At 46.3% G+C, this 25,790-nt stretch carries 26 protein-coding genes; 19 read left to right on the top strand and 7 right to left on the bottom strand.

The features are described from left to right. The first annotated feature begins 11 nt into the window (after positions 1-11). The 10 genes from ACMXYO_RS16695 to ACMXYO_RS16650 all read left to right on the top strand — a co-directional run bounded on the left by ACMXYO_RS16695 (position 12) and on the right by ACMXYO_RS16650 (position 9,001). Positions 12-914 (top strand): ExeA family protein, encoded by a 903-nt coding sequence (locus ACMXYO_RS16695; RefSeq protein ID WP_415886266.1) that lies wholly within the window; start codon positions 12-14, stop codon positions 912-914. After that, on the top strand, positions 911-2,332 hold the full coding sequence (locus ACMXYO_RS16690; protein WP_415886265.1) for a tetratricopeptide repeat protein: 1,422 nt from the start codon (positions 911-913) through the stop codon (positions 2,330-2,332). Before ACMXYO_RS16695 ends, ACMXYO_RS16690 begins: the two co-directional genes overlap by 4 nt. A gap of 14 nt (positions 2,333-2,346) precedes the next feature. Then, on the top strand, positions 2,347-4,122 hold the full coding sequence (locus ACMXYO_RS16685) for a GspE/PulE family protein (protein WP_415886264.1): 1,776 nt from the start codon (positions 2,347-2,349) through the stop codon (positions 4,120-4,122). Positions 4,123-4,139: 17 nt separating this feature from the next. Next, positions 4,140-5,366, top strand: a complete 1,227-nt coding sequence (locus tag ACMXYO_RS16680) for a type II secretion system F family protein (RefSeq protein ID WP_415886263.1) — start codon at positions 4,140-4,142, stop codon at positions 5,364-5,366. Positions 5,367-5,378: 12 nt separating this feature from the next. Next, a complete protein-coding gene (locus ACMXYO_RS16675; protein WP_415886262.1) occupies positions 5,379-5,888 on the top strand; it encodes a type II secretion system protein in 510 nt (169 codons plus the stop codon). Positions 5,889-5,957: 69 nt separating this feature from the next. Next, positions 5,958-6,494 carry a Tfp pilus assembly protein FimT/FimU gene (locus ACMXYO_RS16670; protein WP_415886261.1) on the top strand — a complete coding sequence of 179 codons (537 nt, stop codon included), beginning with the start codon at positions 5,958-5,960 and terminating at the stop codon, positions 6,492-6,494. 13 nt (positions 6,495-6,507) lie between these two features. Beyond that, positions 6,508-7,122 carry a prepilin-type N-terminal cleavage/methylation domain-containing protein gene (locus ACMXYO_RS16665; protein ID WP_415886260.1) on the top strand — a complete coding sequence of 205 codons (615 nt, stop codon included), beginning with the start codon at positions 6,508-6,510 and terminating at the stop codon, positions 7,120-7,122. Next, positions 7,103-7,663: a prepilin-type N-terminal cleavage/methylation domain-containing protein gene (locus ACMXYO_RS16660; RefSeq protein WP_415886259.1), complete on the top strand. Its 561-nt coding sequence runs from the start codon at positions 7,103-7,105 to the stop codon at positions 7,661-7,663. Before ACMXYO_RS16665 ends, ACMXYO_RS16660 begins: the two co-directional genes overlap by 20 nt. Further along, the gene (locus ACMXYO_RS16655; RefSeq protein WP_415886258.1) at positions 7,663-8,547 is read left to right on the top strand and encodes a type II secretion system protein J; all 885 of its coding nucleotides are present in this window, start codon (positions 7,663-7,665) and stop codon (positions 8,545-8,547) included. Before ACMXYO_RS16660 ends, ACMXYO_RS16655 begins: the two co-directional genes overlap by 1 nt. Beyond that, positions 8,537-9,001, top strand: coding sequence for a hypothetical protein (locus tag ACMXYO_RS16650; RefSeq protein WP_415886257.1), 465 nt, complete (start codon positions 8,537-8,539; stop codon positions 8,999-9,001). Before ACMXYO_RS16655 ends, ACMXYO_RS16650 begins: the two co-directional genes overlap by 11 nt. Before the next feature lie 24 nt (positions 9,002-9,025). On the opposite strand, the gene pyrE is transcribed toward ACMXYO_RS16650, so the two are convergent. Beyond that, the gene (pyrE, locus tag ACMXYO_RS16645) at positions 9,026-9,667 is read right to left on the bottom strand and encodes an orotate phosphoribosyltransferase (RefSeq protein ID WP_415886256.1); all 642 of its coding nucleotides are present in this window, start codon (positions 9,665-9,667) and stop codon (positions 9,026-9,028) included. Positions 9,668-9,842: 175 nt separating this feature from the next. Between pyrE and ACMXYO_RS16640 the strand changes: the two genes are divergently transcribed. Further along, positions 9,843-10,613 (top strand): exodeoxyribonuclease III, encoded by a 771-nt coding sequence (locus ACMXYO_RS16640; RefSeq protein ID WP_415886255.1) that lies wholly within the window; start codon positions 9,843-9,845, stop codon positions 10,611-10,613. A 58-nt stretch (positions 10,614-10,671) separates the two neighbouring features. Here the strand turns inward: ACMXYO_RS16640 and rph are convergent, their stop codons facing one another. Then, positions 10,672-11,442, bottom strand: coding sequence for a ribonuclease PH (gene rph, locus ACMXYO_RS16635; protein ID WP_415886254.1), 771 nt, complete (start codon positions 11,440-11,442; stop codon positions 10,672-10,674). 101 nt (positions 11,443-11,543) lie between these two features. Here rph and ACMXYO_RS16630 point away from each other — a divergent pair, with 101 nt between their 5' ends. Together ACMXYO_RS16630 and ACMXYO_RS16625 are read left to right on the top strand one after the other, a co-directional pair. Then, positions 11,544-12,407, top strand: coding sequence for a YicC/YloC family endoribonuclease (locus ACMXYO_RS16630; RefSeq protein ID WP_415886253.1), 864 nt, complete (start codon positions 11,544-11,546; stop codon positions 12,405-12,407). A 76-nt stretch (positions 12,408-12,483) separates the two neighbouring features. Then, entirely contained in the window at positions 12,484-12,861 is a 378-nt protein-coding gene (locus ACMXYO_RS16625; protein WP_415886251.1) for a hypothetical protein, read from the top strand. Between the two features lie 14 nt (positions 12,862-12,875). Here the strand turns inward: ACMXYO_RS16625 and ACMXYO_RS16620 are convergent, their stop codons facing one another. Next, positions 12,876-14,258, bottom strand: coding sequence for a peptidoglycan DD-metalloendopeptidase family protein (locus ACMXYO_RS16620; protein WP_415886250.1), 1,383 nt, complete (start codon positions 14,256-14,258; stop codon positions 12,876-12,878). A gap of 194 nt (positions 14,259-14,452) precedes the next feature. On the opposite strand from ACMXYO_RS16620, the gene gmk reads away from it, so the two are divergent. The 3 genes from gmk (at position 14,453) to ACMXYO_RS16605 (ending at position 17,648) form a co-directional block, all read left to right on the top strand. Beyond that, on the top strand, positions 14,453-15,073 hold the full coding sequence (gmk, locus tag ACMXYO_RS16615) for a guanylate kinase (protein ID WP_415888118.1): 621 nt from the start codon (positions 14,453-14,455) through the stop codon (positions 15,071-15,073). Positions 15,074-15,133: 60 nt separating this feature from the next. Next, a complete protein-coding gene (rpoZ, locus tag ACMXYO_RS16610; RefSeq protein WP_415886249.1) occupies positions 15,134-15,346 on the top strand; it encodes a DNA-directed RNA polymerase subunit omega in 213 nt (70 codons plus the stop codon). 169 nt (positions 15,347-15,515) lie between these two features. Further along, positions 15,516-17,648: a RelA/SpoT family protein gene (locus ACMXYO_RS16605; RefSeq protein WP_415886248.1), complete on the top strand. Its 2,133-nt coding sequence runs from the start codon at positions 15,516-15,518 to the stop codon at positions 17,646-17,648. A 28-nt stretch (positions 17,649-17,676) separates the two neighbouring features. On the opposite strand, the gene ggt is transcribed toward ACMXYO_RS16605, so the two are convergent. Beyond that, positions 17,677-19,431, bottom strand: coding sequence for a gamma-glutamyltransferase (ggt, locus tag ACMXYO_RS16600; RefSeq protein WP_415886247.1), 1,755 nt, complete (start codon positions 19,429-19,431; stop codon positions 17,677-17,679). Between the two features lie 117 nt (positions 19,432-19,548). On the opposite strand from ggt, the gene ACMXYO_RS16595 reads away from it, so the two are divergent. Beyond that, on the top strand, positions 19,549-20,856 hold the full coding sequence (locus ACMXYO_RS16595; RefSeq protein WP_415886246.1) for an HDOD domain-containing protein: 1,308 nt from the start codon (positions 19,549-19,551) through the stop codon (positions 20,854-20,856). On the opposite strand, the gene ACMXYO_RS16590 is transcribed toward ACMXYO_RS16595, so the two are convergent. Next, positions 20,853-22,787, bottom strand: coding sequence for an ATP-binding cassette domain-containing protein (locus ACMXYO_RS16590; RefSeq protein ID WP_415888117.1), 1,935 nt, complete (start codon positions 22,785-22,787; stop codon positions 20,853-20,855). The two genes, ACMXYO_RS16595 and ACMXYO_RS16590, sit on opposite strands and share 4 nt — an antisense overlap. Here ACMXYO_RS16590 and ACMXYO_RS16585 point away from each other — a divergent pair. Beyond that, positions 22,786-23,310 (top strand): TIGR02444 family protein, encoded by a 525-nt coding sequence (locus ACMXYO_RS16585; RefSeq protein ID WP_415886245.1) that lies wholly within the window; start codon positions 22,786-22,788, stop codon positions 23,308-23,310. The genes ACMXYO_RS16590 and ACMXYO_RS16585 overlap by 2 nt on opposite strands. Positions 23,311-23,447: 137 nt before the next feature. Further along, complete coding sequence (locus tag ACMXYO_RS16580) at positions 23,448-24,164, top strand: FKBP-type peptidyl-prolyl cis-trans isomerase (protein ID WP_415882833.1); 717 nt, start codon at positions 23,448-23,450, stop codon at positions 24,162-24,164. A gap of 118 nt (positions 24,165-24,282) precedes the next feature. Here ACMXYO_RS16580 and ACMXYO_RS16575 read toward each other — a convergent pair whose 3' ends face one another. Continuing rightward, positions 24,283-25,260: a WD40 repeat domain-containing protein gene (locus ACMXYO_RS16575; RefSeq protein ID WP_415886244.1), complete on the bottom strand. Its 978-nt coding sequence runs from the start codon at positions 25,258-25,260 to the stop codon at positions 24,283-24,285. A gap of 6 nt (positions 25,261-25,266) precedes the next feature. Next, a complete protein-coding gene (gene rsd, locus ACMXYO_RS16570) occupies positions 25,267-25,737 on the bottom strand; it encodes a sigma D regulator (RefSeq protein WP_415882831.1) in 471 nt (156 codons plus the stop codon). Positions 25,738-25,790 lie beyond the last annotated feature (53 nt).

Here is a 25,790-nt window from a genome sequence, read left to right as displayed (position 1 = left end):
AGGAGTGCTGGATGTACACTGAACATTTTGGTCTGAGTGAACTGCCTTTCACTCTGACGCCAAACACACATTTCTTTTTAAATATGCCAACGCATCACGAAGCGTTGAACCTAATTATGGTCGCCCTTGCCGGGGGCGATGGCTTTGTAAAAGTGGTTGGCGAAGTTGGTACTGGTAAAACCCTGCTGTGTCGCAAGCTTCTGAATGCGTTAGAAGGTGACGAGTATGTCACAGCTTATATTCCAAACCCTTATCTGAGCCCTGATGAATTTCGTAAGAGTTTTGCTAAAGAGATAGGCCTTGAGGTCGCAGATTTAGAACACTTCGAGTTATTAGATGCGATTAACCACAAACTGATTGAGTTAGCACAAGCGAAACTTAAAGTTGTTTTATTGGTGGACGAAGCTCAAGCAATTCCAGAAGAGACAGTCGAAGCTCTGAGATTGCTAACCAATTTAGAAACGGAATCGGCTAAGCTATTCCAAGTTGTCCTATTCGGGCAGCCTGAGTTGGATGAATTGCTCAGTAAGAAGTCCTTGAGGCAACTGTTGCAACGTATTACTTTCAGCTATCAACTGAGTCATCTAGATAATGAGGCCGTTGAACATTATATACATCAACGTATTCAGCGTGCAGGCTTTCAAGGGATGTCGTTATTTAAACGTGACGCAGCTCGAAAAATCGCCCAAGCCTCGGGTGGTACGCCTAGGTTGATCAATATATTAAGCCATAAAGCATTAATGGCTGCTTATGGAAAAGGTGACCTTAAAGTAGATGGAGGCCATGTTTTCAGGGCGATTGAGGATACCGAGGGGATTTCCATTCCAAGCAACCCACTGCCGTTAATTTGGGGAAGTATAGGCTTGCTGTTCACTTTAACAATCATCTTTGTCTATTTAGGTATCCACAAGTGAGTCTGGTCAATGACATGCTCAGAGATTTGGAGCAGCGCAATGAGCGCCCAATAAGCATTGATGGAAATCAGTCGAGTATTAAAGCTGCTCAATATGTGCAGGCTGATAAGTCCAACAACCTACCTCGATTTGTATTGTGGTTAATCGGACTCAGTGCTTTATTCATGACTGCTTGGCTTCTGTGGCAAGATCAGTCTTCCGCGCCTGCTTGGGTAGATAAAGAGGATCAATCGGTTCTATCTTCTAAAGGAACGGCAGAGGTTGCACCAACTCCAGCTGTGACTGTTGTTGCAGAGCCTAAAGTGGAAGCTGTTGAGTCAAGTCGAGCTGTTATTACAGAGATAAAGTGGGCTGGAACAGAGCAGGATGGCGATCTTATCGTTCGCCTAGATGGTGCTGCTGATGTCCAAGTAATCAGTCAAAATGAAAATGTAATCGTCATCGCTTTTGACGATGCGATCTTGCAGACAGTAGTACCTCGTATCAGTAACGGCTTAGTGAAGCGTGTCGACCTTAATACCGAATCTGATCGTGCTCTACTGGCCGTTACAACCCAAAGGGAAAGTCAGTTTGCCTTCCGTGTCCAACAATCACCAACAACACTTGTTTTGGGTGTGATGGCTAAAGAACCAAGTGTTAACCCTATGGAAAAGGTTACTTTGACTTCAGCGGTTTCTGAAAATAGCTCTTCGGTAGAGCAACCTGAAATACCTGAACAAGTAAAAGAGGTTGTCAAAAAGCCTAATACGATTAAGTCCGGAGAAGAGTTACAAGTTGCGCATCCAAACGATGCGATGGTTGAAAAGGCTCGACCAAGTAAACCCGTAACTAAAGCAACGGCAAAACTGTCGGATCAGCAGGCCGCTGATCGGGCTAGGCGCCTGATAAATCAAGGTAAGTTGGTTGATGCAGAAACCTTATTGCTGAAAAGCATAGCGGGGGAGTCAACCAAATCTCTAGCATCGAGGCGTTTATTAGCGACGCTGTATTTGTCGACCAGTAATCAATCCAAAGCCGAGCGCCTATTGTCTGATAGCTTAGCGTTATTCCCATCGGATGCTGCTTTACGCAAGCTACAGGCTCGTATTTGGCTAACCTCAGGTCAGCAGATTCAAGCGGTTTCCTTACTGGAAAAAGATAAGCCTGCAATGAAGCAAGATACAGAGTTTTATGAGTTATTGGCGAGTGCGTACCAACAGAGTGGTAACTATACAAAATCAGCTCAAAACTATTATCAGCTTTTGCAATTGAATAATCAGGTTCCTCGTTGGTGGGTTGGGCTAGGTTATGCGTTTGAGCAGTCACAGCGTTTCCACGATGCGCTTAATGCGTATCGAAGCGCAGCGAAGATTCCGTCGATCGACAGTAGTTTGAAACAATATGCACAACAGCGTGTTCAAGCGCTGTCTGGGCGTTAGGAGGAAGGGGCTGCATGGCTGCACCTAAAATGAAAATCCGAATTGGTGACTTGCTAGTTCAGAATGGTGTTATTACCGAACCGCAGTTGATGGAAGCTTTAGGCCGCCAAAAAGAAACGCGCCAAAAGTTGGGTAAAACGCTTGTTACCATGGGATATGTTCAAGAACAGCAGTTTCTGGAGTTTTTATCGCAGCAGCTTAATATTCCTCTGGTTGATCTAACTCATTACTCCTTTAATCAGGACGATGTTTTGCGTCTGCCGGAAACGCAGGCACGTCGATTCAGAGCTCTAGTCTTGAAAGAGGACGTTGATCATTTTTTAGTGGGTATGTCCGACCCTATGGACATCTTCGCGTTTGACGAGTTGCAAAGAGCTCTGCCTAAGCCGATTGAGCAGGCGGTGGTATCTGAGGCCCAGTTACTTCAATCCATGGATCTGCTTTATCGTAAAACAAGCGATATTGAAGATTTGGCTGACCAGCTAAATGAAGAGATCGCGGAAGACGCTTTTGATCTTGCTGCACTGACAGCGACTGATGAAGTTGATGTTCCAGTTGTTAAACTATTAAAAAGTTTATTTGAAGATGCGGTTCAGGTTGGCGCTTCCGATATACATATAGAGCCAGATGAAAATGTATTGCGTATCCGCCAGCGTGTTGATGGAGTTTTACATGAACACGTAATGAAAGAGAAGCGTATCGCTTCTGCATTAGTACTCAAATTAAAACTGATGGCTTCTCTGAATATTTCGGAGAAGCGGCTGCCTCAAGATGGTCGTTTTAACATCAACGTATCTGGTCATAGCGTTGATGTTCGTATATCGACGTTGCCGATTCAGTTCGGTGAGTCGGTGGTAATGCGTTTACTTGATCAATCAGACGGTATTATCGGTTTAGATAAGGTTGGCTTGCCTGATTATATGTTGCCTCGGTTACGTAAAATGATTCATGAACCTCATGGTATTTTATTGGTAACAGGTCCTACCGGTAGTGGTAAGACAACCACGCTGTATGGTGCATTAAATGAACTTAACAGTCATCAGAAAAAGATTATTACTGTAGAAGATCCAGTCGAGTACCGTTTACCGCGTATTAATCAGGTACAAGTACATCCTAATATAGGTCTAGATTTCTCAACTGTATTGCGAGCAACTTTGCGGCAGGACCCTGATATTCTTTTAGTCGGTGAGATTCGAGATAAAGAAACCGCAGAGATTGCATTGCGTGCTGCGATGACAGGTCACTTTGTACTGTCGACTTTGCACACTAATGATGCCGTATCTAGTGCTATGCGTTTGATTGATATCGGGATAGAGGGCTATCTAGCAGCTTCTGCACTCAATGGCATCCTAGCTCAGCGTCTGGTGCGAAAAATCTGCGAAAACTGCAGTCAGCAATACCATCCAACCGGTCAAGAGCAACTTTGGCTGAATGAACGTCAGGAAGAGCTGGGTTTAGATGATATCGAACTGAAAAAAGGGCGTGGTTGTACATACTGTAATAATACAGGTTACAAAGGCCGAACAGGTATTTTTGAGCTTTTAGAAATTAATGATGCTATGGCCGATGCGTTACGACGTGATGATAGTGCTAATTTCACTATCGCAGCAAAAACTGATCCTCATTATAAGCCGCTTGTATACAGTGCATTAGATCTGGCTATAGCGGGTATTACTTCCTTAGAGGAGGTATTCCGCGTTACCGAACAGCTGGATGAATCGATGTATCTTGATGCCCCATCTGTGGATGAAGCGCCTGTGCAACATACTTCTGGCTTTGAGCTAGAATAAAAGAACGAGATAAACCTATGGCGATCTACAGTTATCGGGGACGAAACCGTGAAGGCGTTGAAGTGAATGGCCAGCTCGAAGCGGGCACGTCGGCCATGGCAGCGTCACAGTTAAGTGCCGATGGCATTATCCCAATAACGATTCAAGTCGCTGAAAAGGTTGTTGAAACTAAAGGCAGTAAAGAAGTTAAGATCAAATTGTTCCAGAAGATTAGCCTGGATGAATTGATCATGTTTAGCCGCCAGATGTACAGCTTAACCAAAGCTGGTGTGCCGATTACTCGAGCTATGCGTGGCTTGGCTAATACAGTAACGAATCCCTTGCTTACAGAGACGCTTTCACACTTAGCTGATGATCTTGAGAAGGGTCATGCGCTGTCTTCGGCTTTAGCAAAACATCCTAAGGTTTTTAATGAGCTGTATATCAGCATGATCCACGTAGGTGAAAACACTGGTCAGTTGGATGATGCATTTAGGCAGATGGCTGCTTATCTTGAGTTAGAGAGGCAGACCGTAAAAAATATTAAACAAGCAACACGCTATCCGTTGTTTGTATTGATCGCGATCTCCGCTGCTATAGCCATTATTAATATCTTTGTTATTCCTGCTTTTAAATCGGTTTTTGATAGTTTCGGCGGTGAGATTCCTTGGCAAACACAAGTCTTAATCACAATCTCTGATTTCACTGTGAATTGGTGGTATGCCATTTTGATTGGCATAGTTTTAAGTGCGTTTGCTTTCCATCGGTGGAAAAGAACAGAAAAAGGTCACATGACTTGGGATCAGAGAAAATTGAAGCTGCCGATTGTGGGGCCAATATTCTACAGAGTGATTTTAGGACGGTTCTCGCGTACTTTCAGTATCGTTTTGAAAGCGGGTGTGCCCATTGAGCAAGGATTATCGATTGTTGCTAACGCGGTTGGTAATCGCTATATAGGTAAGAAAGTTGCGGGTATGCGGCAGGGTATCGAACGGGGTGAGTCGTTTACTCAAACTGCTCATCAGACGAAGATGTTCAGTCCTCTAGTGATGCAGATGTTAGCGGTCGGTGAAGAAACCGGTCGAGTAGATCAGATGTTGGAAGAGGCCGCCGGTTTTTACGAGCAGGAAGTAGAGTACGATCTTAAGAACTTAACCAGTGCGATTGAACCTATTTTGATTATCGCAATAGGGGCTATGGTGTTGGTACTGGCCTTAGGTGTATTCCTGCCATTGTGGGAGTTAAGTACTACCATTAATGGCTAGGGAGGATAAAAATTGCAACGGAGATGTAGTGGTTTTTCACTATTGGAACTAACGGTTTCAATTTTTATCATCACAGTGCTGATGGCATTTGCTCTGCAACGTTTGGAGCTACTGATCGAAGATGTTGAGCGTGTTTCCTTTGAAGGTAGTCGCGATAATATTCAGGCGCAGATAACGTTGAAGGTTGCTTACTGGTTTGCGGAACAACAGGTCGTTTCGCCAGATGAAATAGCGAAGCAAAATCCGGTAGATTTGATACAGCACAAGCCATTGAATTACGCTGGAGAGCTAGCTTTTAGTGAGTTACGAAATGTGGCAGGTGAACATTGGTATTTTGTGACTGATAAACGTTGGTGGGTCTATAAGGCTAAACGTACGAACAATTTAAAAAATGAATTTATGCAGGCTGATTTAATTCCTTATAGGGTTGAGGTGGGTTTGCAGGATAGTAATGCTGACAAAGGTTTAGCTATAGAAGCGAAGCTAAAGCCTCTATATGAATTTTATTGGCAAGCAGATTAGCTATACAACAGTAAGTTAATTTGTTAAAAATCAAATAATTGTAAATTTAACCCAAGGTCACAGAGTTCTATGAGAAAGCAAACTGGTTTTACAATCATTGAATTAGTCGTAGTGATTGCTCTATTGGGCATTTTGGCAGCGGTTGCATTGCCTCGTTTTATCAATGTAACAGGTGATGCGCACAATGCAGCGGTAAAAGGGACTGCTGGTGGTTTTGCAGCAGGTGTAGCTTTAGCTAAAGCCAAAGCTGTTGTAGAGAATGCAGCCTCTGGAGCATCTGTTCAATTGGATGGTTCTGTCAGTGTTGTTGTAAATGGTACAGGTTATCCAGTTGGTGCAGATGGTTCAGCACCAACTAACCTAGCTGACCTTCAAGATGCAGACTGCGTTGAAGTTTGGGATGGCGTTCTACAGGGCACCCGCCCAGTAGCTTCTTCGGCGGAACCTACATCTTCTAACGGTGTGGACTATGAAGCGCAAGGTAATGGTGCTTCGTGTGACTTCGTTTACAAAAGTCAGAACAATGCCGTTAGCCCAGCAGAGGATCGTGTAATAACTTACGATTCTAGCAACGGTAGCGTTAGTGTTACTGGTACTGACGAGTAAATAGTTATTCTCTATGGGCAGCATAGCTTCTGATCTATTTAGTCAATGCTGCTCTAAATCTCGCCAGCGTGGTTTTACGCTGGTCGAGATTATCGTTGTTATCATCCTACTGGGTATTCTCTCAGCTGTTGCTATCCCGCGAATTGGTAATGTTGCTAAATATGATGAGCTCGCGCTTCGCAGCGCCATTATGGGTTCGTTACGTTTAGCGCAAAAGGCTGCTTTAGCGCAGCATGCTTCCTCTGTGTATTGGGTACTAGAACGCTCTTCTGATACGAAATGGCAGATATCTTTGCTGATTGACGCTGACACTTCAGATGCAACGCCGCCTACGAGTATTACCCCTCCTCAGCTCAATGCTGAGATCGCGGCGGATACTGTCTTATCCTACACCGTGTCCCTTGTATCGGGCTCAGAATCAGGCAGTTTGTCATCTGGGCAAAACCTAGTGGTGATGTATAACCAACTGGGCGATATAATCCGTGTTGATAACAATGTTGTTTTGAATTCGGCTGCTAGTTTTCCTGACGACAGCCAAGAGGTTGATAGCAGTCTGCAATTTACCGATGACAATGGCGATTATTGCCTCTCACTGACAGGGTATACCTATGAAACGACCTGTCGCTGAACGAGGCTTCTCGTTAGTTGAAGTAGTCATCACTATTGTGATTATTGCTATCGCTCTTACAGCAGCGATAGCAGGTTGGGGCACCATTGCCCGCCATAGTGCTGATGTCATGTGGCAAACCAAAGTGTCCTATCTTGGGCAGGCTTACCTCGAAGAGATTTTGTCACGCCGATACGATGAGCTTACCCCTTTAGGTGGTAGCCCCCCTTGTGATCCTTGTACACCCGAAGCGCAATTTGGCGTAAATGCCGGTGCGCCAATTATCAGTAAAGATGGTGAATCTCGGGAAGAGTTTGATGATGTCGATGACTATCATGGCTTAACAGAGAGCGCGGTTGGTTTATTCAATGCGCTTGTAACAACGGGTGGTATTCAATCTTACGAAGGTTATGAAGTCTCCGTTCAGGTGACTTATGTCGGAAGCAGCTATTTCTCAGGTTCTGACTCTGAGTTAGTCAAACAAGTGATTGTTACCGTTACGCCTCCAGCCAATACGGGGCAGAGCCCTGTGGTGTTTAGTGCTTTGAGGGGTAACTACTGATGCGTCGTCAAAGCGGTTTTACACTGGTTGAATTAATCGTTGTTATTACCTTGTTGGGGATCATCTCTCTGGTAACCGTAGGCTTTATTACTTCAACCATGCAAGGCTATGCGGATCTAACGAGGCGTGATCAGCTTTCATCTGCGGCACGTGTGGCAGTCGAGCGTATGGCACGTGAGATCAGAAACGCCCTGCCTAATAGTATCCGCGTCGGTGATTCAGGGAATTGCCTTGAGTTTATCCCCGCCTTGGCTGCATCCCGATATATCTCTGTGCCGCTAACGGCTGTTTCTGCATCGTCAGCATTTAGTTCCGTGCCGTTTGCTACATCGCCTGATCTAAGCCGCGTGGCTGTATACCCTATAGATACTAATACCGTGGATGAGCCGGGCAGACCTGCAGGGCAAAACCCAATCTACGATCTGGATAGCTGGTCGATCATCTCTCCTATGATCAGTGCCAGCAGTGCATTGGCATCAGGATCAGGTACGGTGGATGTTTTATTAACCTCTACCCATCGTTTCCCCGCAGACTCACCTTCAAAACGTTACTTTATCGTCGATGAGCCTGTGAGCTTTTGTGTCGTAGGGAGTGACCTCTATCGTTTTCAGGGGGTAAGCGGCAGCGCATACACTTATGCGATTAACCAGCCGATAGGTGCTACTTTATTTGCCAATCTATCAGAGCCACAGGAAGCGTTGTTAGCCAGTGATGTTGTAAGCCCTGCGGATAACGATGTCTTTACCTACAGTGAAGCGACATTGTTACGTAACGGCATTGTTCTGTTTGATCTATTTATAGAGGATCAGGTACTAACCAGCAGGGATACAACGCAGGAAAGTATCCGAGTTCAATTTGAGGTGCAGGTGAGAAATGTCCCATAAACTGCCTGTAGGCGTGTTGAGATCCAAGCAGCGGGGACTGGGCCTGATCTCGGCTATCTTCGTGATTACTGTGTTAGCGGTGATCATTGCCGGTATGAGCCGTTTCTTTGCACTCAGCCAAGATGTAACCGCACAAGAGTTTCTTGGTGCTAGGGCGATTACAGCTGCGCAAACAGGTATAGAGCTCGAATTAACCTGTCTAGGCAATGGCGCATCTGGCTGTGTTGCTTCGGCTGCTGTCGGGAGCCCTCCAGCGCAAGTAGACTACTGGCCGGGACCCACCGTTAGCGATACATTCAATATCGATGGGTTGCAAGGATGCCGATCGGAAGTGTTTTATCGAACCGTGACATCGTCAGAAGGTGATTTCTGGACGATTGATAGCACAGGCTACTGCGGTGGTAGTGGCTTGGATGGGGCTTCGAGGAAGGTAATCATCAGAGCTGCCCAGTAAAGAGCAGCTCCGGTAAAGCAAAACTTAGATACCGTATTCGTCGCGGTATTTACGGATTGCTTCAAGTTCTGTCGCCATATCACCTTTTTCAGTTAAGTAATCAATCAGATCACCTAGGCTAACGATGCTGATAACAGGCATGTTGTAGTCGCGCTCTACTTCCTGAATTGCAGATAGCTCGCCTTTACCTTTCTCTTGACGGTTAAGGGCAATCACAACGCCAGCAGGTTTTGCACCCGCTTGATCGATAATCTCCATTACTTCACGAATCGCAGTGCCCGCTGTGATTACATCATCGATGATCATCACGCCGCCTTCTAGAGGTGCACCTACAAGGCTACCGCCTTCACCGTGAGTTTTTGCTTCTTTACGGTTGAATACGTAAGGAACGTCATCATCGTGCTGATCAGATAACGCTACTGCAGTTGTTGCAGCTAGTGGGATACCTTTGTACGCAGGGCCAAGCAGTACATCATAGTTAACGCCAGAATCTTTGATCGCCTGAGCGTAAAAGCGGCCAAGCTTAGCTAACGCAGTACCTGTGTTGAAAAGGCCGGCATTGAAAAAGTAAGGGCTAGTACGGCCAGATTTAAGCGTGAACTCGCCAAAACGTAGTACGTTCTGTTCGATAGCAAACTCAATAAACTCGCGCTGGTAATCCTGCATGGCAAACTCCGCTGGGAAAGGGGTAAAAATTTTGCGGCTATTCTACCAGCGGAAGCCTTTAGTCTCCATTGTTCAACGAACACTCAAAAAATTTCAATTTGCTTAACTTCCCTATACAATTCGACCAATCGCTAAAAATAATAGATAAGTCTGATAATGGACAGGAACACCTTCTATGCGCGTCATCACATTCAATGCTCAAGGTATTGAACAAGCTACTGAAAACGGTTTTTTTGACTGGATGGTCCGTCAAGATGCTGATGTTGTTTGCTTGCAGGATCTGCGGGCGAAAGAATATCAACTTGATGACGAACGCTACCACCCTGAAGGTTATCACTCATACTTCTTCGATGCTTGGGAAGATGGTTATAGTGGTGTAGCTATATACAGCCGTACTATTCCTAAAGCGATCATGACTGGTTTGGGCTTCGAGTTGTGTGATCAGCACGGTCGTTTTATCCAAGCGGACTTTGATGATGTTAGTGTTGGCTCATTCTGCTTACCTTCTGGTTTGAAAGGTGATGAAGCGCAGCAGCAGAAAGAAGCCTTTATGGTCGACTTTATCGGTCACCTAAATAAAACTCTACGCAAGCGCAGAGAGTTTATATTCTGTGGCACGACCAACATTGCGCATAAGCCGATAGATCTAAGTAACTGGTACGCTAACCAAACGGTTTCTGGCTTCCTGCCGCAAGAGCGTGAGTGGATGGCCGAGATCTTTGACGAGATGGGCTATATTGATGCTTTCCGTCAGATCAACAAAGCAGAACGTCAATTTAGCTGGTGGCCTGATTACAACCGTGCCCGCAAGCTGAACGAAGGCGCACGCTTGGATTACCAGATCACCTCAGCAAGCCTGCGTAAGACGGTTAAAAATGCGCAGATCTATCGTGATCAGATGTTCAGTGAACACGCACCAATCATTATCGATTACGATTTTGATTAAGTTGATAGAGAAAACAAAAAAAGGAGCCAATAGGCTCCTTTTTTAATGAGCTGAAGGTTTATTCAGCCAAAGCTTTTTGCTGTAGATCGATCAGCTCAGAAATACCTTTACGTGCTAGATCCAACATCGCGTTCAGCTCTTCCTGAGTATAAGGTGCACCTTCGGCTGTACCTTGTACTTCGATAAAGCCACCGCTGCCAGTCATGATCACGTTCATATCGGTTTCAGCTTTGCTATCCTCAGCGAAATCTAAATCTAGAACAGGCTCACCTTCATAGATACCAACAGACACTGCTGCGACCTTTTGGGCCATTGGGTCACCTTTCATCGCGCCGTTCTTATCCTGTTTCAGCACGTTAATTGCGTCCTGAAGGGCAACGTAAGCACCCGTGATAGCCGCTGTACGTGTACCACCATCAGCCTGTAACACGTCACAGTCTAGAGTAATCGTGTTTTCACCTAGCTTTTTAAGACTAAGTGCAGCACGAAGAGAGCGGCCGATCAGGCGTTGGATCTCTACAGTACGACCACCTTGCTTACCTTTAGCTGCTTCACGGCCGTTACGAGAGGTGGTAGAGCGCGGTAGCATACCGTACTCAGCGGTAACCCAACCTTGACCTGACCCGCGTAGGAAGCGAGGCACACCACGTTCTACAGTTGCAGTACAAAGCACCTTTGTATTACCAAACTCAACTAAAACGGAGCCTTCAGCGTGCATAGTAAAGTTACGTGTGATCTTAACTTCACGCATCTGATCATTTTCACGTCCGCTTGGGCGGTGTTTCTTAATACCAAGAGTTTGCAGCTGTTCTGAAATAGATGAACTCATGCCTGTCCTTTATCAATATTCTGGTCTGCCATAGCGTGGCACTGCCGAGCTAGGCTGTTACAATGCGAATTAATGATGCATTTTAATCGAGAATGAACAATATGACACGTAGCATGACAGCTTTTGCTCGACAGGAAGCCGAGCACGAATGGGGATCTCTAAGTTGGGAGATCCGTTCCGTTAACCATCGTTATCTGGAACCTCACCTGCGTTTACCGGAAAACCTAAAAGAGCTCGAAGGTTTTCTACGCGAGCAGCTACGTAAAAATTTAAGTCGCGGTAAAGTGGAATGTACCCTGCGCTTTAATCCAGAAGCCAAAGTACAGCAGCTGGTGGTAAACCCTGCTTACGCACAAGAAGTTGTACAAGCAGCAGAGCAAATCCAAGGCATGCTGAAAGAGCACCAAGCGCTTGATCCACTGGAACTGCTGCGCTGGCCAGGTGTACTGCAAGACACCAAATTAGATATGGATCTAGTCAAAAAATCCGCCAAAGATCTTTTCGGTGCAGCACTTAAAGACCTAATAGAAGGCCGCGGCCGCGAAGGTGTTGAGCTCGCTACATTGATCAACCAGCGTCTAGATGCGATCAGCGAAATCGTGAAGGAAGTTCGCGAAAAGATGCCGCAGATTCTGCAAAATCAGCGCGATAACCTGCATCAGCGTTTAGCAGAACTAAAAGTAGAACTAGATGAAGGCCGTGTTGAACAAGAAATTGCACTGCTAGCTCAAAAAGCCGACGTCGATGAAGAGATGGATCGTCTAGATACACACGTACAAGAAGTACGCCGTGTTCTAAAACAAAAAGGCCCAATCGGCCGTCGCTTAGACTTCCTAATGCAGGAACTAAACCGCGAAGCTAATACGCTGTCTTCAAAATCGATTGTAGCGAGCACAACACAGTGTGCAGTGGAGCTGAAAGTACTGATCGAACAGATGCGTGAGCAGATCCAGAATATAGAGTGAGTGTGGGCGTATGGGCAGGCTATTAGATATTGGTGGTTTGCCCTTTTAATTGTTCATTCATACAAGGAGGTAGAGTATGAGGCATTCTTCGATCGAAGCCTTTGAACAATTGGTTATTCAACATCACAAGATAAAAGTTGAAGCTGAAAAAGAATCTTCTAAGCTACGTTCATCGGTTCAGGCAACTCAGTTAACTGTATTTATCTGTGCTGTTTTACTATCGATTTTCTTCGAACGGCAAATGTCTGATACAGCTTTTTATACGATCCAATTTGTAGGTGCTATAGCGTTCATTTCAATTTTCTTTGGTGACAGTATAAACCTATACCTATCTCGTAATTCTCAACTTTCGGAACAAGAACTTTCACTGTTCTGTGATGTTTGTGAGGAATATGAAAGGCTTTCGCCTGAGCTTAAAAAGGAAGCAGATAAAATCAAGGAAACGTGGCGGTAAAGTAACTCGTTTTTCTAAAGCGTACTCTGTGCGCTTTTCTCGCCTTTATTACTTAAAGCCAGTTGTTGCTCATTCTTCGGCTGATCTAAGCGAGCAATATAGTCTTTAAGTTGGCGTTGGAACGCGTTTTTCTTCTTACCTGTGAGTGATACTGCAATTGGAATTTTAGCTTTCATTGCGTTCACAGGGCGGCCGTTTTTATGTAGTTCGAAGTGCAGGTGAGCGCCGGTTGAGCGGCCTGAGTTGCCGGACAGGGCGATCTTTTGACCGCGTTTTACGCGTTGGCCTTTCACTACATAGGATCTATGTAGGTGGAGGTAACGGGTTTTGTAGCTCTGGCCGTGTTTTATCTCGATATAGAGGCCAGCGTATTTGTGGCGAACTACTCGGGTTACAACACCATCACCGGTTGATACCACCGGGGTGCCGATGCGCATGGCGAAGTCGGTACCGTTGTGTGGGCGAATCAGGCCGGTTACAGGGTGTTTACGGCGTGGATTAAAGTGTGAAGATAGGCGGTATTTACCGTTAAATGGATAGCGCTGGAAGGCTTTCTCTAAGTTACGGCCTTTCTCGTCGTAGTAGTTATCTTCAAATAGGAAAGCGCTGATGTTGTGGCGGTTCTTAATTCGGATTGCCTCAACTTTGGTGTTGCCGGTTGCTTCGCCATCAACATATTGGCGAGAAACGAGGACTTCAAACTTATCACCCCGTTGGATATCGCGGCGGAAGTCCACGCGCTGCTTGAGTACTTGGGTAATCGATTGCGCCTCAGCTTGAGTTAGACCGGCTTTTTTGCCCGAGCCGGTAAAGCTGTATTGGATCTCGCCTTGGATTAGCTTATCTTGCCAATCACCTTCGATACGAATCTCTTCAAACTCAAAACTGTCTGCTTTTCGCTTATATACAACTTTATGGGCAAGGCTAAATTGCAGTTCAAGGCGCTGTAATTTTTGATTTTGCTTTTCAAAAACTAAAGTATGCCCCGGCATTAGATTATCCAATGCTAGGACGTTTACGTCAGTTTCAAGTAGCTGATACATGGTTTTTTGAGGCAGGTGTAAGCGCTCAAAGATTTTACCTAAGGTATCCCCTTTACGAACGATGTATTGGTAACCATTAGTGCCTGTATCTGGCACTAGCAGGGTTTCTGCGGCGGGTACGCTGTCAAAAGTCCAAGGGGCTTTTAGCTGACGAATGCTAAATTTCGGTTGCTCAAAGATCGGCGCATCGGTGTCCACAAGGTGTTCTAGGGATAAAGGTGTGGACGAATGAGGGCGATCGCCAGAGGGTAGAAAAGCAGCCACTAGAAGCATTGCTGCTAAGGCTATAAGTGCGCGCTGGTGGCGCTTAGGTAAAGCTGTTACAAAAGCTGCTGAGGCTGAAATCCAGCGCATCAAAGTAAACCGTCGTACAAAGTTTGAGTCATATGTACTTTCGATCATATAGCATTTATCGCTGAAAGGCCCGTATTTCCTCACGATTCGTAGTTTTAAATCGCTTATTTAGCCTGTTTTCATGGTGAAAAAGGGGAAAGATCTTATAATAGCCCTGCAGCAAGACGGTTTGCTGCTTCAATTTGAGTATGAGAATTCACATGGCTAAAGGCACGTTATATGTTGTTTCGGCTCCTTCGGGAGCGGGTAAAACCAGTCTCGTTAAGGCGATGCTAAAACAGGATAATGATATTGTCGTATCAGTATCCCACACCACGCGGGACATGCGTCCTGGGGAAACAAACGGTGTGGACTACAATTTCGTGTCTATGGATGAGTTCAATCAGATGATTGAAGCATCTGGTTTCCTAGAGTTTGCTGAAGTATTTACCAATAAATACGGCACCTCTCAGCGTTGGGTTGAGGATCAGCTAGAGCAGGGTAAAGATGTGATTCTAGAGATCGATTGGCAGGGTGCTCAGCAGATTCGTCGTTTGATGCCTGAATGCCTGTCTATTTTCATTCTTCCGCCGTCCCGTGAAGCGCTTCAAGAGCGTCTGACTAACCGTGGTCAGGACAGTGACGAGGTGATCAACCTACGTATGTCTGAAGCGGCGAGCGAAATGAGTCATTACGGCGAGTACGATTACCTTGTGATCAACGATGATTTTGATCAGGCACTGCGTGAACTACACGGCGTATTCCTGTCGCAGCGTATGCAGATCGCCCAGCAGCAAGAACGTTGCCGTGATCTGTTGAGTTCTCTATTGTCATAAGCCAAATATGCAGGTAAACTGCGCGGTCTTTTTAATGTACCGAATTCTGAGGTTACCCCCATGGCACGAGTTACCGTTGAAGATTGCCTAGAAAACGTAGATAACCGTTTTCAGTTGGTTATGGTTGCCGCTAAGCGCGCACGTCAGCTTGCTACTGGCGGTAAAGAACCAAAAGTAGAGTGGGAAAACGACAAGCCAACCGTTGTCGCTCTACGTGAAATTGCAGAAGGTCACACTGACCGTACTGTTCTGGACGAAGTCGAGCAAGACTAAGCCCTAAGTACACTGCTTTATCAGACGCCTCGCTATTATGCGGGGCGTTTGTGTTTATACTTGTTGGTAAATTCGTTAGTAATTCCTTGTTTAGGTCTTTTCCTAGCAGAATGAATGCGGCATCATCAGATGTAATGTGCATTTATTTGTTTGTAGCACTGGAGGGGTAATGCCGACCATTGACGCACTTTCTCAACGCCTGAATGATTACCTGGATCTGGAACAGATTCAGCAGGTGCGTCGTTCCTATTTTTATGCCGAGCAGGCCCATGATGGCCAGAAGCGTAAAAGTGGTGAACCTTATGTAACACACCCTCTTGCCGCGGCAAATATTCTTGCAGAACTTCGTATGGACCATCAGAGCCTGATGGCAGCCATGCTGCACGATGTTATCGAAGATACCGAGATCGCCTACGAGGGGATCGAATCCCAGTTTGGTAAAGCCGTTGCCGATATCGTCGACGGTGTCTCCAAACTGACCCACCTAGAGTTTGAAACCAAAGCCGAAGCTCAAGCCAGCAACTTCCAGAAGATGGTGTTGGCGATGGCGGAAGATATCCGCGTGATTCTGGTGAAGCTGGCTGACCGTCTTCACAATATGCGTACCTTGGGTGCGATGCCTGGACATAAGCAGCGACGTATCGCTCGTGAAACTCTGGATATCTACGCACCGATTGCCGCGCGTTTAGGTATGCGCGATGTTCAGGTGGAGTTGGAAGATCTAGCGTTCCAGGCGCATTACCCAATGCGTGCTAAATATATCCGTCGAGCAGTAGTTCAAGCGCGTGGTCAGCGTAAAGATGTGATTAGCTCGATTCAGGAAACGATCGAAAAACGCCTCCAGAAAGAGGGGTTGAGCGGCACAGTGACTGGTCGGGAGAAGCACCTTTACAGCATCTACTCCAAGATGAAGGCGCAGCGTAAGTCCTTCTCTGAAATCATGGACGTATTTGCTTTCCGTATCGTAACCGACTCAGTTGATGACTGTTACCGTACACTTGGTGCCGTGCATAACTTGTATAAACCGGTGCACGACCGTTTTAAAGACTATATCGCGATCCCTAAAGCCAATGGCTATCAGTCATTACACACTGATCTGTTCGGTGCTAGAGACATCACCATCGAGGTCCAGATTCGTACCCATGAGATGGATGCAGTAGCCAATCAGGGTATTGCTGAGCATAGCCACTATAAAAACGAAGAAGAGTTAGATGCCTCTGATAGCGCATTAGGTAGTTATAAGCGTGCTCGTAAATGGGTGCAGGGCCTGTTAGAGATGCATCAGCGCGCCGGAAACTCCATGGAGTTTATCGACAGTGTTAAGACCGATCTGTTCCCAGATGAGGTTTACGTCTTTACGCCGTTGGGTAAAATTATGGAGCTACCAAGTGGTGCGACAGCGGTAGACTTTGCTTATGCCGTTCATACCGATGTGGGTAACTCTTGTGTTTCTTGCCGTATAAACCGCCGATTGGCGCCGTTATCTCAGCCGCTAGAAAACGGCCAAACCGTTGAAATTATTACAACGCCAAGCGCCCAGCCGAATATGGCATGGCTCAACTTTGTTGTCACAGGTAAAGCGCGTACAGCGATTCGCCACTACCTGAAGAATCAACAGCGTCACGAGTCTGTGGAGCTTGGTCAGCGCTTGTTAAATCAGTTCCTCGCCAATTATGGCGCGACCTTAAACGATATCGATCCGTTTAAGCTGCGTGAGCTCCTTCAAGAAGCTGAATTGGGCAGCATGGAAGACTTGCTAGAAGATATCGGCTTGGGCAATCGTATGGCGTATGTGGTTGCGCGCAGGCTGCGTCCGGAAGAGGGTGTTCAGTCGGGGGATGATAGTGAAACAAACCGCCGCCAGAAACCGATGTCGATTAAAGGTACCGAGGGTATGGTACTGCAGTATGCGAAGTGCTGTTTACCTATCCCGGGTGACTCGATTATTGGTCATATCAGTACTGGCCGTGGTTTAGTTATCCATCAGACCGAATGCCGTAATATTGGTTATCTACGTGATGATCCTGAGAAATGTATCTATCTGGAATGGTCAGACAACTTGGACGAAGAGTTCAGCGTTAATTTGACCGTTCAGGTTGAGTCCCATCGCGGCATTATTGCCGAACTTGCTACTACAGCTTCGAGCATAGGTGCGGATGTTGTTGCGATTGATATTAGTGAGCATGAAGGCCAGTTAGCGAATGTCCATATGGAGGTGACAGTGACTGACCGTATTCACTTGGCGCGCGTGATGAAAAAGCTGCGTCGCTTGAAGAGTGTGAACCGTATTACCCGCGACTAATGTCGTTTTACGCAAAAGTTAACACTAGTTATTTCCCTAGTGCTAAACCTTCCCTTCGATTATCTACTGCACTTTCCCATTTGTTTGATGGCAGCCGGCGGAATCCGTGTAGGCCACTATTCAGATCTCTTACCTTAATTTGATGCCCCATCGCCTCTAACGGCTGCTGCAGCTGATCAATAGGTGTGCCAGCCTCAAGCTCGGTTAATCCATTGCGGTTGCTTATATGCGGCTGATTGACGATCTCCTGCATACTGAGGTCAGAGTTGAACATCAGCAGCAGACTTTGCGCTACATAGTTGATGATTCGGCTTCCGCCAGGAGAACCAATGGCTGCATGCAAATTTCCATCTGCGTCGAATACCATAAACGGCGACATCGAGCTGCGTGGACGTTTACCCGGTTGCACACGGTTGGCAACAATTTGTCCTTTGCTGATACCTTTAAAGGAGAAGTCCGTTAGCTGATTGTTCAGCAGGAAACCGCCTGTCATCAGCGTTGAGCCAAACGCCATCTCGATACTGCTGGTCATCGACACCGCATTACCCCAACGGTCTACCACCACAAAGTGAGTAGTGGAGGGGCGTTCTGGGGATTGGGCATCAACTAGGTTAGCCATCGCATGTGGAGGTTTTCCTGCCTTAGCGTGGCCTAAGTCTTTATCTACTGAAATCAGTCTGGAACGTTCCTTTAGGTAATTTGAATCGAGTAAGCCTTGTACAGGCACATCGACAAAGTCACTATCGGCTAGATAACGGCCACGATCTGCAAAAGCGAGGCGTGATGCCTGGGTGAAGAGATGGTTAAACTCCAAGCTCTCTGGGGCAAAGGTTGCTAAATCATGTTGCTCAAGCAGTTTTAGTATCTGCAGTACAGTGATACCGCCAGAAGTTGGCGGCGGGAAGCCACATACACGATATTCTTTATAGGGTAGGCAGATCGGATCGCGTTCTTTAGCTTGGTAGCTAGCTAGGTCATTTTTATCGAGTAAACCCGGACTGTCCTTAATGGATTGCACCTTATCCGCGATTGAGGTTGCAATAGGGCCTAGATAAAACGCTTGGGTGCCGTTATCAGCAATTAACTGCAAACTGTCGGCTAATTCGGGGTTATTTCTAATAAAACCGACCGGCAGAGGGGAACCATCAGGGTTATAAAAATAGTCTCTCGTTTCTTTATAACGGTTCAATCCCGGGTTGATACCACTGGCGATCAACTTATGTAAGCGTGGGCCTATAGGAAAGCCTTCTCTAGATTGTCGAATGGCATCGTCAAACAGATCTTGCCAAGCGAGTTTGCCGTGCTTTTCCTGCGCGACCTCCAGCATTTTTAAAACACCGGGAGTGCCAACAGAACGGCCACCGATCATCGCCTCTACCCATGGCATCGGCTTTTTATTTTTTTGGAACAATCGGTAGTCTGCTTTCGTCGGTGCAGTCTCGCGGCCATCATAAGCTTTCAGCGTTTGTTGCTCCTGATCCCAATAGAGCATAAACGAGCCGCCACCAATACCAGAGGATTGTGGCTCAACTAAGGTCAGCATGGCTTGAATGGCTACGGCAGCATCTGCTGCTGTACCGCCTTGTTGCAGAATGCTTAGGCCTGCCTGAGTAGCAAGAGGGTGTGCGGTTACGACTAAGGATTGTTGGGTGGCGATCGCTTCGCTTTGATAGAGCCCGGTAGATGATTCGGGAGCAAGATCCTCTTCCACTGCGTGAGCGGAAAGACCGAGAAGTGAAAATATGATCAGCAATGCTTTGCTAATTTGGAGAATTTTCGACATTTTTCTCATTTAAACTGATTTAAATCGTTAATTTTTGACCAAGAACTTTGCTTTCCCGAATTGTTGCTAATAATCTACCCTTTAGATTAAACCAAGACTAGGTTTGGAGAGAGTAAATTGTCAGTCGGTGTACGAGTTCTGGAAAACAGTGGCGAATTACCGCAGTTTCGCTTGGTGTTATTGCATGATGCTGAAGGTAAGGTGCTAGCTCTGCTTCCTGCTGCGTCATTACTCAATTTAGTATCTGTCTGGAAAGAGACAGGTCGACAACTACAGCCTGTTCGTGGCGAAGATGCGAAACGTTATTTTAGCCAAGATGCCTTAAGGCATCCTGAAGGGCAGAAAAAACTTTTATCTCTCAACCTATTGGTTTCACCTGACATTTTGCAGCTCAATCAAGTTGAATTGATCGAACCGCACGCTGATTTGCGCTTTAGAATTAGCGCTAAACAGATTGAAAAAGCCACTAGCTGTAATTTAGCGCTTACTACAGAGCAGATCGAAGCTGTACAGCCGAAAGGGGATGACCGCGTTGTTATCACTCAGGCGGTTGAGCGCTTTACTGAGTTGCGAATTAAGCAGCGCCTTGAAGACACATTAGGTCTTCCTTCTCTTTCACCAACGATTAAGAAAATCATCGAACTGCGTTCTGATCCTGAAGCAGGTGTGAGTGAGCTTGTACCTGTCGTTCGAGTTGACCCGAGTTTGTCTGCTCAGGTGATGAGCTGGGCTGCCTCTCCGTATTATGCTGCGCCGGGTAAAGTAAGCTCGATTGATGATGCAGTTATCCGCGTACTCGGCTTTGATCTCGTGATCAATATGGCGCTAGGTACGGCGATGGGTGAAATGTTGCGTGTACCAGAAGACGGTCCGCGTGGGGCAACACCTTACTGGCTGCAGTCGGTTTATAATGCCGCGTTTGCTGAGCAGTTATGCCGTGCGATGCCAGAGAATGATGATCAGCCTAAACCTGGTTTGATCTACCTGTCTTCTTTGTTACATAACTTTGGCTATCTCGTGCTGGCACACTTATTCCCGCCGCATTTCACTTTGTTATCCCGTTATATCGAGGCGAACCCACATTTTGCTTTAGATTCGGTAGAACAACAGGTATTGAGTGTTACGCGCGAGCAGATTGGTAGTTGGTTGTTATCTAGCTGGGAGTTGCCAGAAGAGGTGACTATTGCGATTCGTCATCAGAATGAACCTGATTATGCAGGTGAACATAGTAACTATGTCAAAGTGCTCTATATGGCAAACCGTCTGCTGCGTCAGCAGGGTTTAAGTGACGGTCCTTTGGAAGAAGTTCCAGAAGATATGTATGAAGAACTAGGTTTAAAAGAGCCAGATGTAGCGAAAATGTTACGCCGTCTAATGCGTAATGACGAAGATATTAAAGAGTTAACAGCGTTACTGGGTGACTAAACGTCACCCAGTTCTTCCTCAAGGGCTTCCAGAGCTTCTTGCTGCTCCATCCACTCTTCTTCGGTTTGCTCTGCTTGCTGTTTCAACTCGGCTTGTTGCTGCAGCAAGGTTTTTAGCTGGTCCTTGTTTTGTTCTTCGTAGATCGAACTATCACTCAGGGCTGTTTCGATCTCATCTAGCTGTTCGTGCTGCTTCTCCATCGCTTTTTCTAGCTTTTCCAACTGCTTTTTCAGTGGACGTAGCTGGTTACGACGTTCGGCTGCTAAGCGTTTCTGTTCCTTACGTTCTGCTGCAGAGAGAGTCTTTTTCTCTTCTGTTGCTGCAGGGGCGAACGCTTCAGCTTCGGCTTTTTGTTCTAGGCGCTTCTGTTCTAACAACCAGTTCTGGTAGTCATCTAGATCACCTTTAAACTCTTCAACTTTACCGTTTGCAACCAGTAGGAATTCATCGACAGTATTACGTAGCAGGTGACGGTCGTGGGAGACTAGAATCAATACGCCTTCGAACGATTGCAGAGCAAGGGTCAGTGCGTGACGTACTTCCAGATCCAAGTGGTTGGTCGGTTCGTCCATCAATAGCAGATTTGGTTTCTGCCAAGCGATCATAGACAGCGCAACGCGGGCTTTTTCACCACCAGAAAAGTTATCCACAGGCTCTAATGCACGATCACCGATAAAACCGAAGGAACCCAAGAAATCACGGATCTCTTGTTCAGAGGCATTTGGACTAATGCGCTTGATATGTAAAAGCGGTGAAGCCGCCATATCGAGTGCTTCAAGCTGATGTTGAGCAAAATAACCGATCTGCAAGTTGTCACTTTCGTGGCGTTCGCCATTGCAGAGTTCCAAATCACCCACGAGTGACTTAACTAGTGTTGATTTACCAGCGCCGTTTGGGCCGAGAAGGCCGATACGCGCACCGGGCGTCAGGGTCAAAGAAGTTTTATCCAGAATAACGCTATCGTCATAGCCGCACTGTGCATCGTACAAGGTTAGCAATGGCGATGACATCTTGTCTGCAGAGCAAAATTTAAAGCTGAACGGACTATCAATGTGCGCAGGCGCAATTTTCTCCATGCGCTCCAGCTCTTTGATACGGCTTTGCGCTTGTTTCGCCTTAGTGGCTTTTGCACGGAAACGGCGGACAAAGTTTTCAATTTCACCAATACGCTGCTGCTGTTTCTCAAACGCAGATTGTTGCTGTGCCAGACGATCCGCCCGCTGAATTTCGAACGCTGAGTAACCGCCTTTGTATAGATTCAGCTTGTTACGCTCGATATGAGTGATATGGCTTACCACGTTATCGAGGAAATCACGGTCATGGGATATCAGAATCAACATGCCCGGGTATTGGCGCAGCCATTGTTCCAGCCAGATCGTTGCATCCAGATCCAAGTGGTTGGTTGGCTCATCCAGAAGTAACAGGTCAGATGGGCACATCAGCGCTTGAGCTAGGTTCAGACGGATTCTCCAGCCGCCAGAGAACTCTTTGACTGAACGGGTGATATCGTTATGGCTAAAGCCTAAACCGGCTAGAAGCTGGGCTGCACGAGACTCAGCGCTATAACCGTTGTGGTTATCTAGCTCGGCATGCAGCTCGCCTAAGCGATTCATATCATGATCGGCTTCTGCTTTCGCAAGCTCTTGCTGGATAGAGCGGAGCTTGTAATCACCGTCTAAGACGTAATCGAGTGCTGAGCGATCTGAGGTTGGAACCTCCTGCGCCATATGAGAGATACGCAGTCCCCCCGGTAGCTCGAAGTCTCCGTTATCACAGTGAAGCTCCCCGAGTAACAGTTTAAACAGAGAGGATTTACCCGCACCATTTGCACCAACTAAACCGACTTTCCACCCCGAATGCAGGGTCAGATCGGCTTGTTCTAGCAATATGTTGTGGCCACGTTGTAAGCTAACTTGCTGAAATTGAATCATGGCGGCGGATTTTAACATAGAGATGCAATTGAAAAATGACCTTTGGGACTTTGCGCTCAACTTTTATCAACAGCCGGGCATAGAGCAGAGCTGTTTAGAGTTACAGAACGAGTTTGGGTTGAGCATTAACCGTCTGATCTTTGCCTGTTGGGGCGGGATACAGGGCTATGTGCTCGAATCGATTACTTGTGATGAAGCGGATCACTGGCAGCAGGAGATGACCTATCCACTGCGTGGTGTTCGTTATAAAGTGCGCGAACGTAAGCAGCTAGAATCGGAATATGAGGCTTGTTATCAGAAGCTGCGTCAGGCTGAATTGGCTTGTGAGCAGATCGAGCTCGCTTTGCTCTATCAACAGGGCCAAAAGGCAAAGCAAACACGACCATCTTCAGAAATAATTGAAGAAAACCTGCATAGCTATTTGAAATCTAAAAAAGTGCCTATAGATAAAGAGATATTAGGCGCATTGAATCCCCTGTTACAGGCGGCTAACACCTACTTAAGCACGAATCATAAGGAATAGGTGGTGCCCCGCTGAACTTTGCTGTTTAATCAGGGACTAATAAGGCCTGTTGTAAATTGTAGGTTTATCTCAATTGATAGGATAGCTGCCGCAAAAGGCGCGCTGATTCCAAAGAATTACAAACAAGGATATTTAGCATGAAACAAACTTTGCTGGCGGTTGCTCTAGGTGCCGCGATGGTATCTCCAATGGTTTCCGCAGTGGAACTGAAAACTGAAGAGCAGAAAGTTAGCTACAGTGTTGGTCTGATGGTTGGTGAACAGCTTAAGACGATCCCTAATGTTGATTTTGATGCGTTCCTTGAAGCTGCTAAAACAACTTATGGCGATAAAGAGCCAAAGCTGTCACCTGATCAGGTACGCGAAGTGATGACTGCTTTCCAGAAAAAACAGATGGAAGAGCAGAAGAAAAAACACGATCAATTAAGTTCTGACAACCTTGAAGCAGGTAAAAAATACCTAGCTGAAAATGGTAAGAAGAAAGGCGTGACAACAACTGAATCTGGCCTTCAGTACGAAGAGCTAACAGCTGGTAAAGGTAAGTCTCCAACAGCTGCAGACACAGTAAAAGTACACTACCGTGGTACGCTTATTAACGGTGAAGAATTTGATAGCTCGTTCTCTCGTAACGAACCTGTATCGTTCCCGTTGAACGGTGTAATTCCAGGTTGGACTGAAGGTCTACAGATGATCAAAGAAGGCGGTAAAGCGCGTTTGGTTATCCCGGCTGATCTAGCGTACGGTCCAGGTGGTATGGGCAATGCAATTGGTCCAAACGAAACTCTGATTTTTGAAGTAGAGCTTCTGGAAATTAACCCAGGTGCGGAAGAAGCTGCTGAAGCTGAGAAGAAGTAATCACTTCTTAGCGTGATTTGAATTAAAAAGGCCGATGCTATTAAGCATCGGCCTTTTTGTTAGATTTTTTGTTGGATTTTTGTGGGAATAGTCCCGTCCTGAAATAGGCTTATTATGCTTATTTCAGCTCATTCATGATGCCGTTAGAGCCAATGGCATAATATTTACCTTGACCAAATGCTACAGCATATACACCGGCATGTACCGGACCGTATGGGTCGCGTTTATGAATTCGCCATGTGCGAAGCTCTGCCCCAGTTTTAACATCCCACAGCTGTACTAAGCCCGCTGCTGTGCCGGTTAATAGCTTAGAGTTATCTGGAGAAAAACGCGCGCTCAGATAGCTTACGCGTTTTTGCAGAAGATCTTTAATGTTGCTTAGTACGTGTAGCTCTTTGCCGCTATTCACATCCCAAATAACTGCTTTATCTAAGCTGCCAGCACTGAAGGCGAACTGCGCATTGGGAGAGATCGCGACTGTATCAACGACATTGCCGAACTCTAGTTCGCGTAGCATCTCGCCGGTTTGCATGCTCCATAGCTTAGCTTTGTAGGCATCAGAACCGGTTAGCGCAAGGGTACCATCATCACTTAGATCAACACTGCGAACGCGTGCATTATGGCGAAGGGTACGTTGGACACCGCCGTTTTTGACATCAAAATACACAGCCGTGTGATCGGCTAGGCCAAGCAGTGCAAAATCACCATTCGGGGATAGGTCCATCTGCATGATTTCAGCAGGTGAGCTCCAGAACCATTCAGGTTTGCCGGTTTTGACATCCCATAGGACAAGATCTTGCTGATTGGCCGTTGCAGCATAGGTTCCTTCAGGAGAGAAAGCAGTGGCTGCGATAATGGAGAAATCACCCTGTTTATGATTCCAATTAAACAGGCGCTCGTGATTGCTGCTCTGCCAAAGGCTCCCTCCATGGTTGAAAGAACCTATAACGCTATGGGAGCCATTTTCGGATAAGGCAGCGGAATATGCGCCGGTAAGTGCATATTCCTTCCACAAACTTGGGTCATCACCGCCACCGCAGCCAGTTAATCCGAGGATACTGCCAGCCAGTAGCAGTTTGTAAAACCCATAGCGCATTAATTTTTATCCTTCTACCGCTTCTCTGTGGGAGGTATGAAGCACGGCAATCATTTTATCTTCGAGTTCGAAACGTTCTTCCAGTGCTTCTCCAAGTTTAGATAAACGCTCGGAAAATTCACGGATCTGCTGCACTGTAGGATCAAGAAGATTGTTAAAGTCGTCGTTAAAATCTAGCGCAATATCGGTGCTGACTTGGATTTTAGGAAGTAGGGATTGACCCTCTTCTAAGCTTCCGTCATCAAAATCGCTGCCTTCCAATAGAAGTTGCTCATAGACTTCAAAATGACCTGATGACAGGTAATCCATCAACGTTTGACAAAACCCTTGTACTTTTTGGTTTAGCTCTTCGTTGATGTGATGTTCAGGCAGATGGACAAATTGGCTGATCAGCATCTGACGTTCTTCAAGCCAAGAATCGATGATCTCGCTTACACCGCCCCAGCGCTCTTTAGCATTTTTGCATTTCTCTAACATCTTGCGCTCCTTTCCTACCATGTAGACAGGGTTGGTAAATTCAATTGAAAGGT

The organism is Neptuniibacter sp. QD37_6 (assembly GCF_047778085.1).
Lineage (GTDB): Bacteria > Pseudomonadota > Gammaproteobacteria > Pseudomonadales > Balneatricaceae > Neptuniibacter.
Note: the sequence above shows the minus strand (reverse complement) of the source record. Positions and strands in the feature narration are given on the sequence as shown.

Coding starts and splice junctions, on each gene's coding strand:
- ACMXYO_RS16680 (WP_415886263.1), top strand. CDS start 4,140: ATGGCGATCTACAGTTATCGGGGACGAAACCGTGAAGGCGTTGAAGTG.
- pyrE (WP_415886256.1), bottom strand. CDS start 9,667: ATGCAGGATTACCAGCGCGAGTTTATTGAGTTTGCTATCGAACAGAAC.
- ACMXYO_RS16655 (WP_415886258.1), top strand. CDS start 7,663: ATGCGTCGTCAAAGCGGTTTTACACTGGTTGAATTAATCGTTGTTATT.
- ACMXYO_RS16640 (WP_415886255.1), top strand. CDS start 9,843: ATGCGCGTCATCACATTCAATGCTCAAGGTATTGAACAAGCTACTGAA.
- ACMXYO_RS16630 (WP_415886253.1), top strand. CDS start 11,544: ATGACACGTAGCATGACAGCTTTTGCTCGACAGGAAGCCGAGCACGAA.
- ACMXYO_RS16625 (WP_415886251.1), top strand. CDS start 12,484: ATGAGGCATTCTTCGATCGAAGCCTTTGAACAATTGGTTATTCAACAT.
- rsd (WP_415882831.1), bottom strand. CDS start 25,737: ATGTTAGAGAAATGCAAAAATGCTAAAGAGCGCTGGGGCGGTGTAAGC.
- ACMXYO_RS16585 (WP_415886245.1), top strand. CDS start 22,786: ATGGCGGCGGATTTTAACATAGAGATGCAATTGAAAAATGACCTTTGG.
- ACMXYO_RS16580 (WP_415882833.1), top strand. CDS start 23,448: ATGAAACAAACTTTGCTGGCGGTTGCTCTAGGTGCCGCGATGGTATCT.
- ACMXYO_RS16660 (WP_415886259.1), top strand. CDS start 7,103: ATGAAACGACCTGTCGCTGAACGAGGCTTCTCGTTAGTTGAAGTAGTC.
- ACMXYO_RS16575 (WP_415886244.1), bottom strand. CDS start 25,260: ATGCGCTATGGGTTTTACAAACTGCTACTGGCTGGCAGTATCCTCGGA.
- ACMXYO_RS16670 (WP_415886261.1), top strand. CDS start 5,958: ATGAGAAAGCAAACTGGTTTTACAATCATTGAATTAGTCGTAGTGATT.
- ACMXYO_RS16695 (WP_415886266.1), top strand. CDS start 12: ATGTACACTGAACATTTTGGTCTGAGTGAACTGCCTTTCACTCTGACG.
- ACMXYO_RS16605 (WP_415886248.1), top strand. CDS start 15,516: ATGCCGACCATTGACGCACTTTCTCAACGCCTGAATGATTACCTGGAT.
- ACMXYO_RS16650 (WP_415886257.1), top strand. CDS start 8,537: ATGTCCCATAAACTGCCTGTAGGCGTGTTGAGATCCAAGCAGCGGGGA.
- rph (WP_415886254.1), bottom strand. CDS start 11,442: ATGAGTTCATCTATTTCAGAACAGCTGCAAACTCTTGGTATTAAGAAA.
- ACMXYO_RS16685 (WP_415886264.1), top strand. CDS start 2,347: ATGGCTGCACCTAAAATGAAAATCCGAATTGGTGACTTGCTAGTTCAG.
- ggt (WP_415886247.1), bottom strand. CDS start 19,431: ATGTCGAAAATTCTCCAAATTAGCAAAGCATTGCTGATCATATTTTCA.
- ACMXYO_RS16620 (WP_415886250.1), bottom strand. CDS start 14,258: ATGCGCTGGATTTCAGCCTCAGCAGCTTTTGTAACAGCTTTACCTAAG.
- ACMXYO_RS16665 (WP_415886260.1), top strand. CDS start 6,508: ATGGGCAGCATAGCTTCTGATCTATTTAGTCAATGCTGCTCTAAATCT.
- ACMXYO_RS16590 (WP_415888117.1), bottom strand. CDS start 22,787: ATGATTCAATTTCAGCAAGTTAGCTTACAACGTGGCCACAACATATTG.
- rpoZ (WP_415886249.1), top strand. CDS start 15,134: ATGGCACGAGTTACCGTTGAAGATTGCCTAGAAAACGTAGATAACCGT.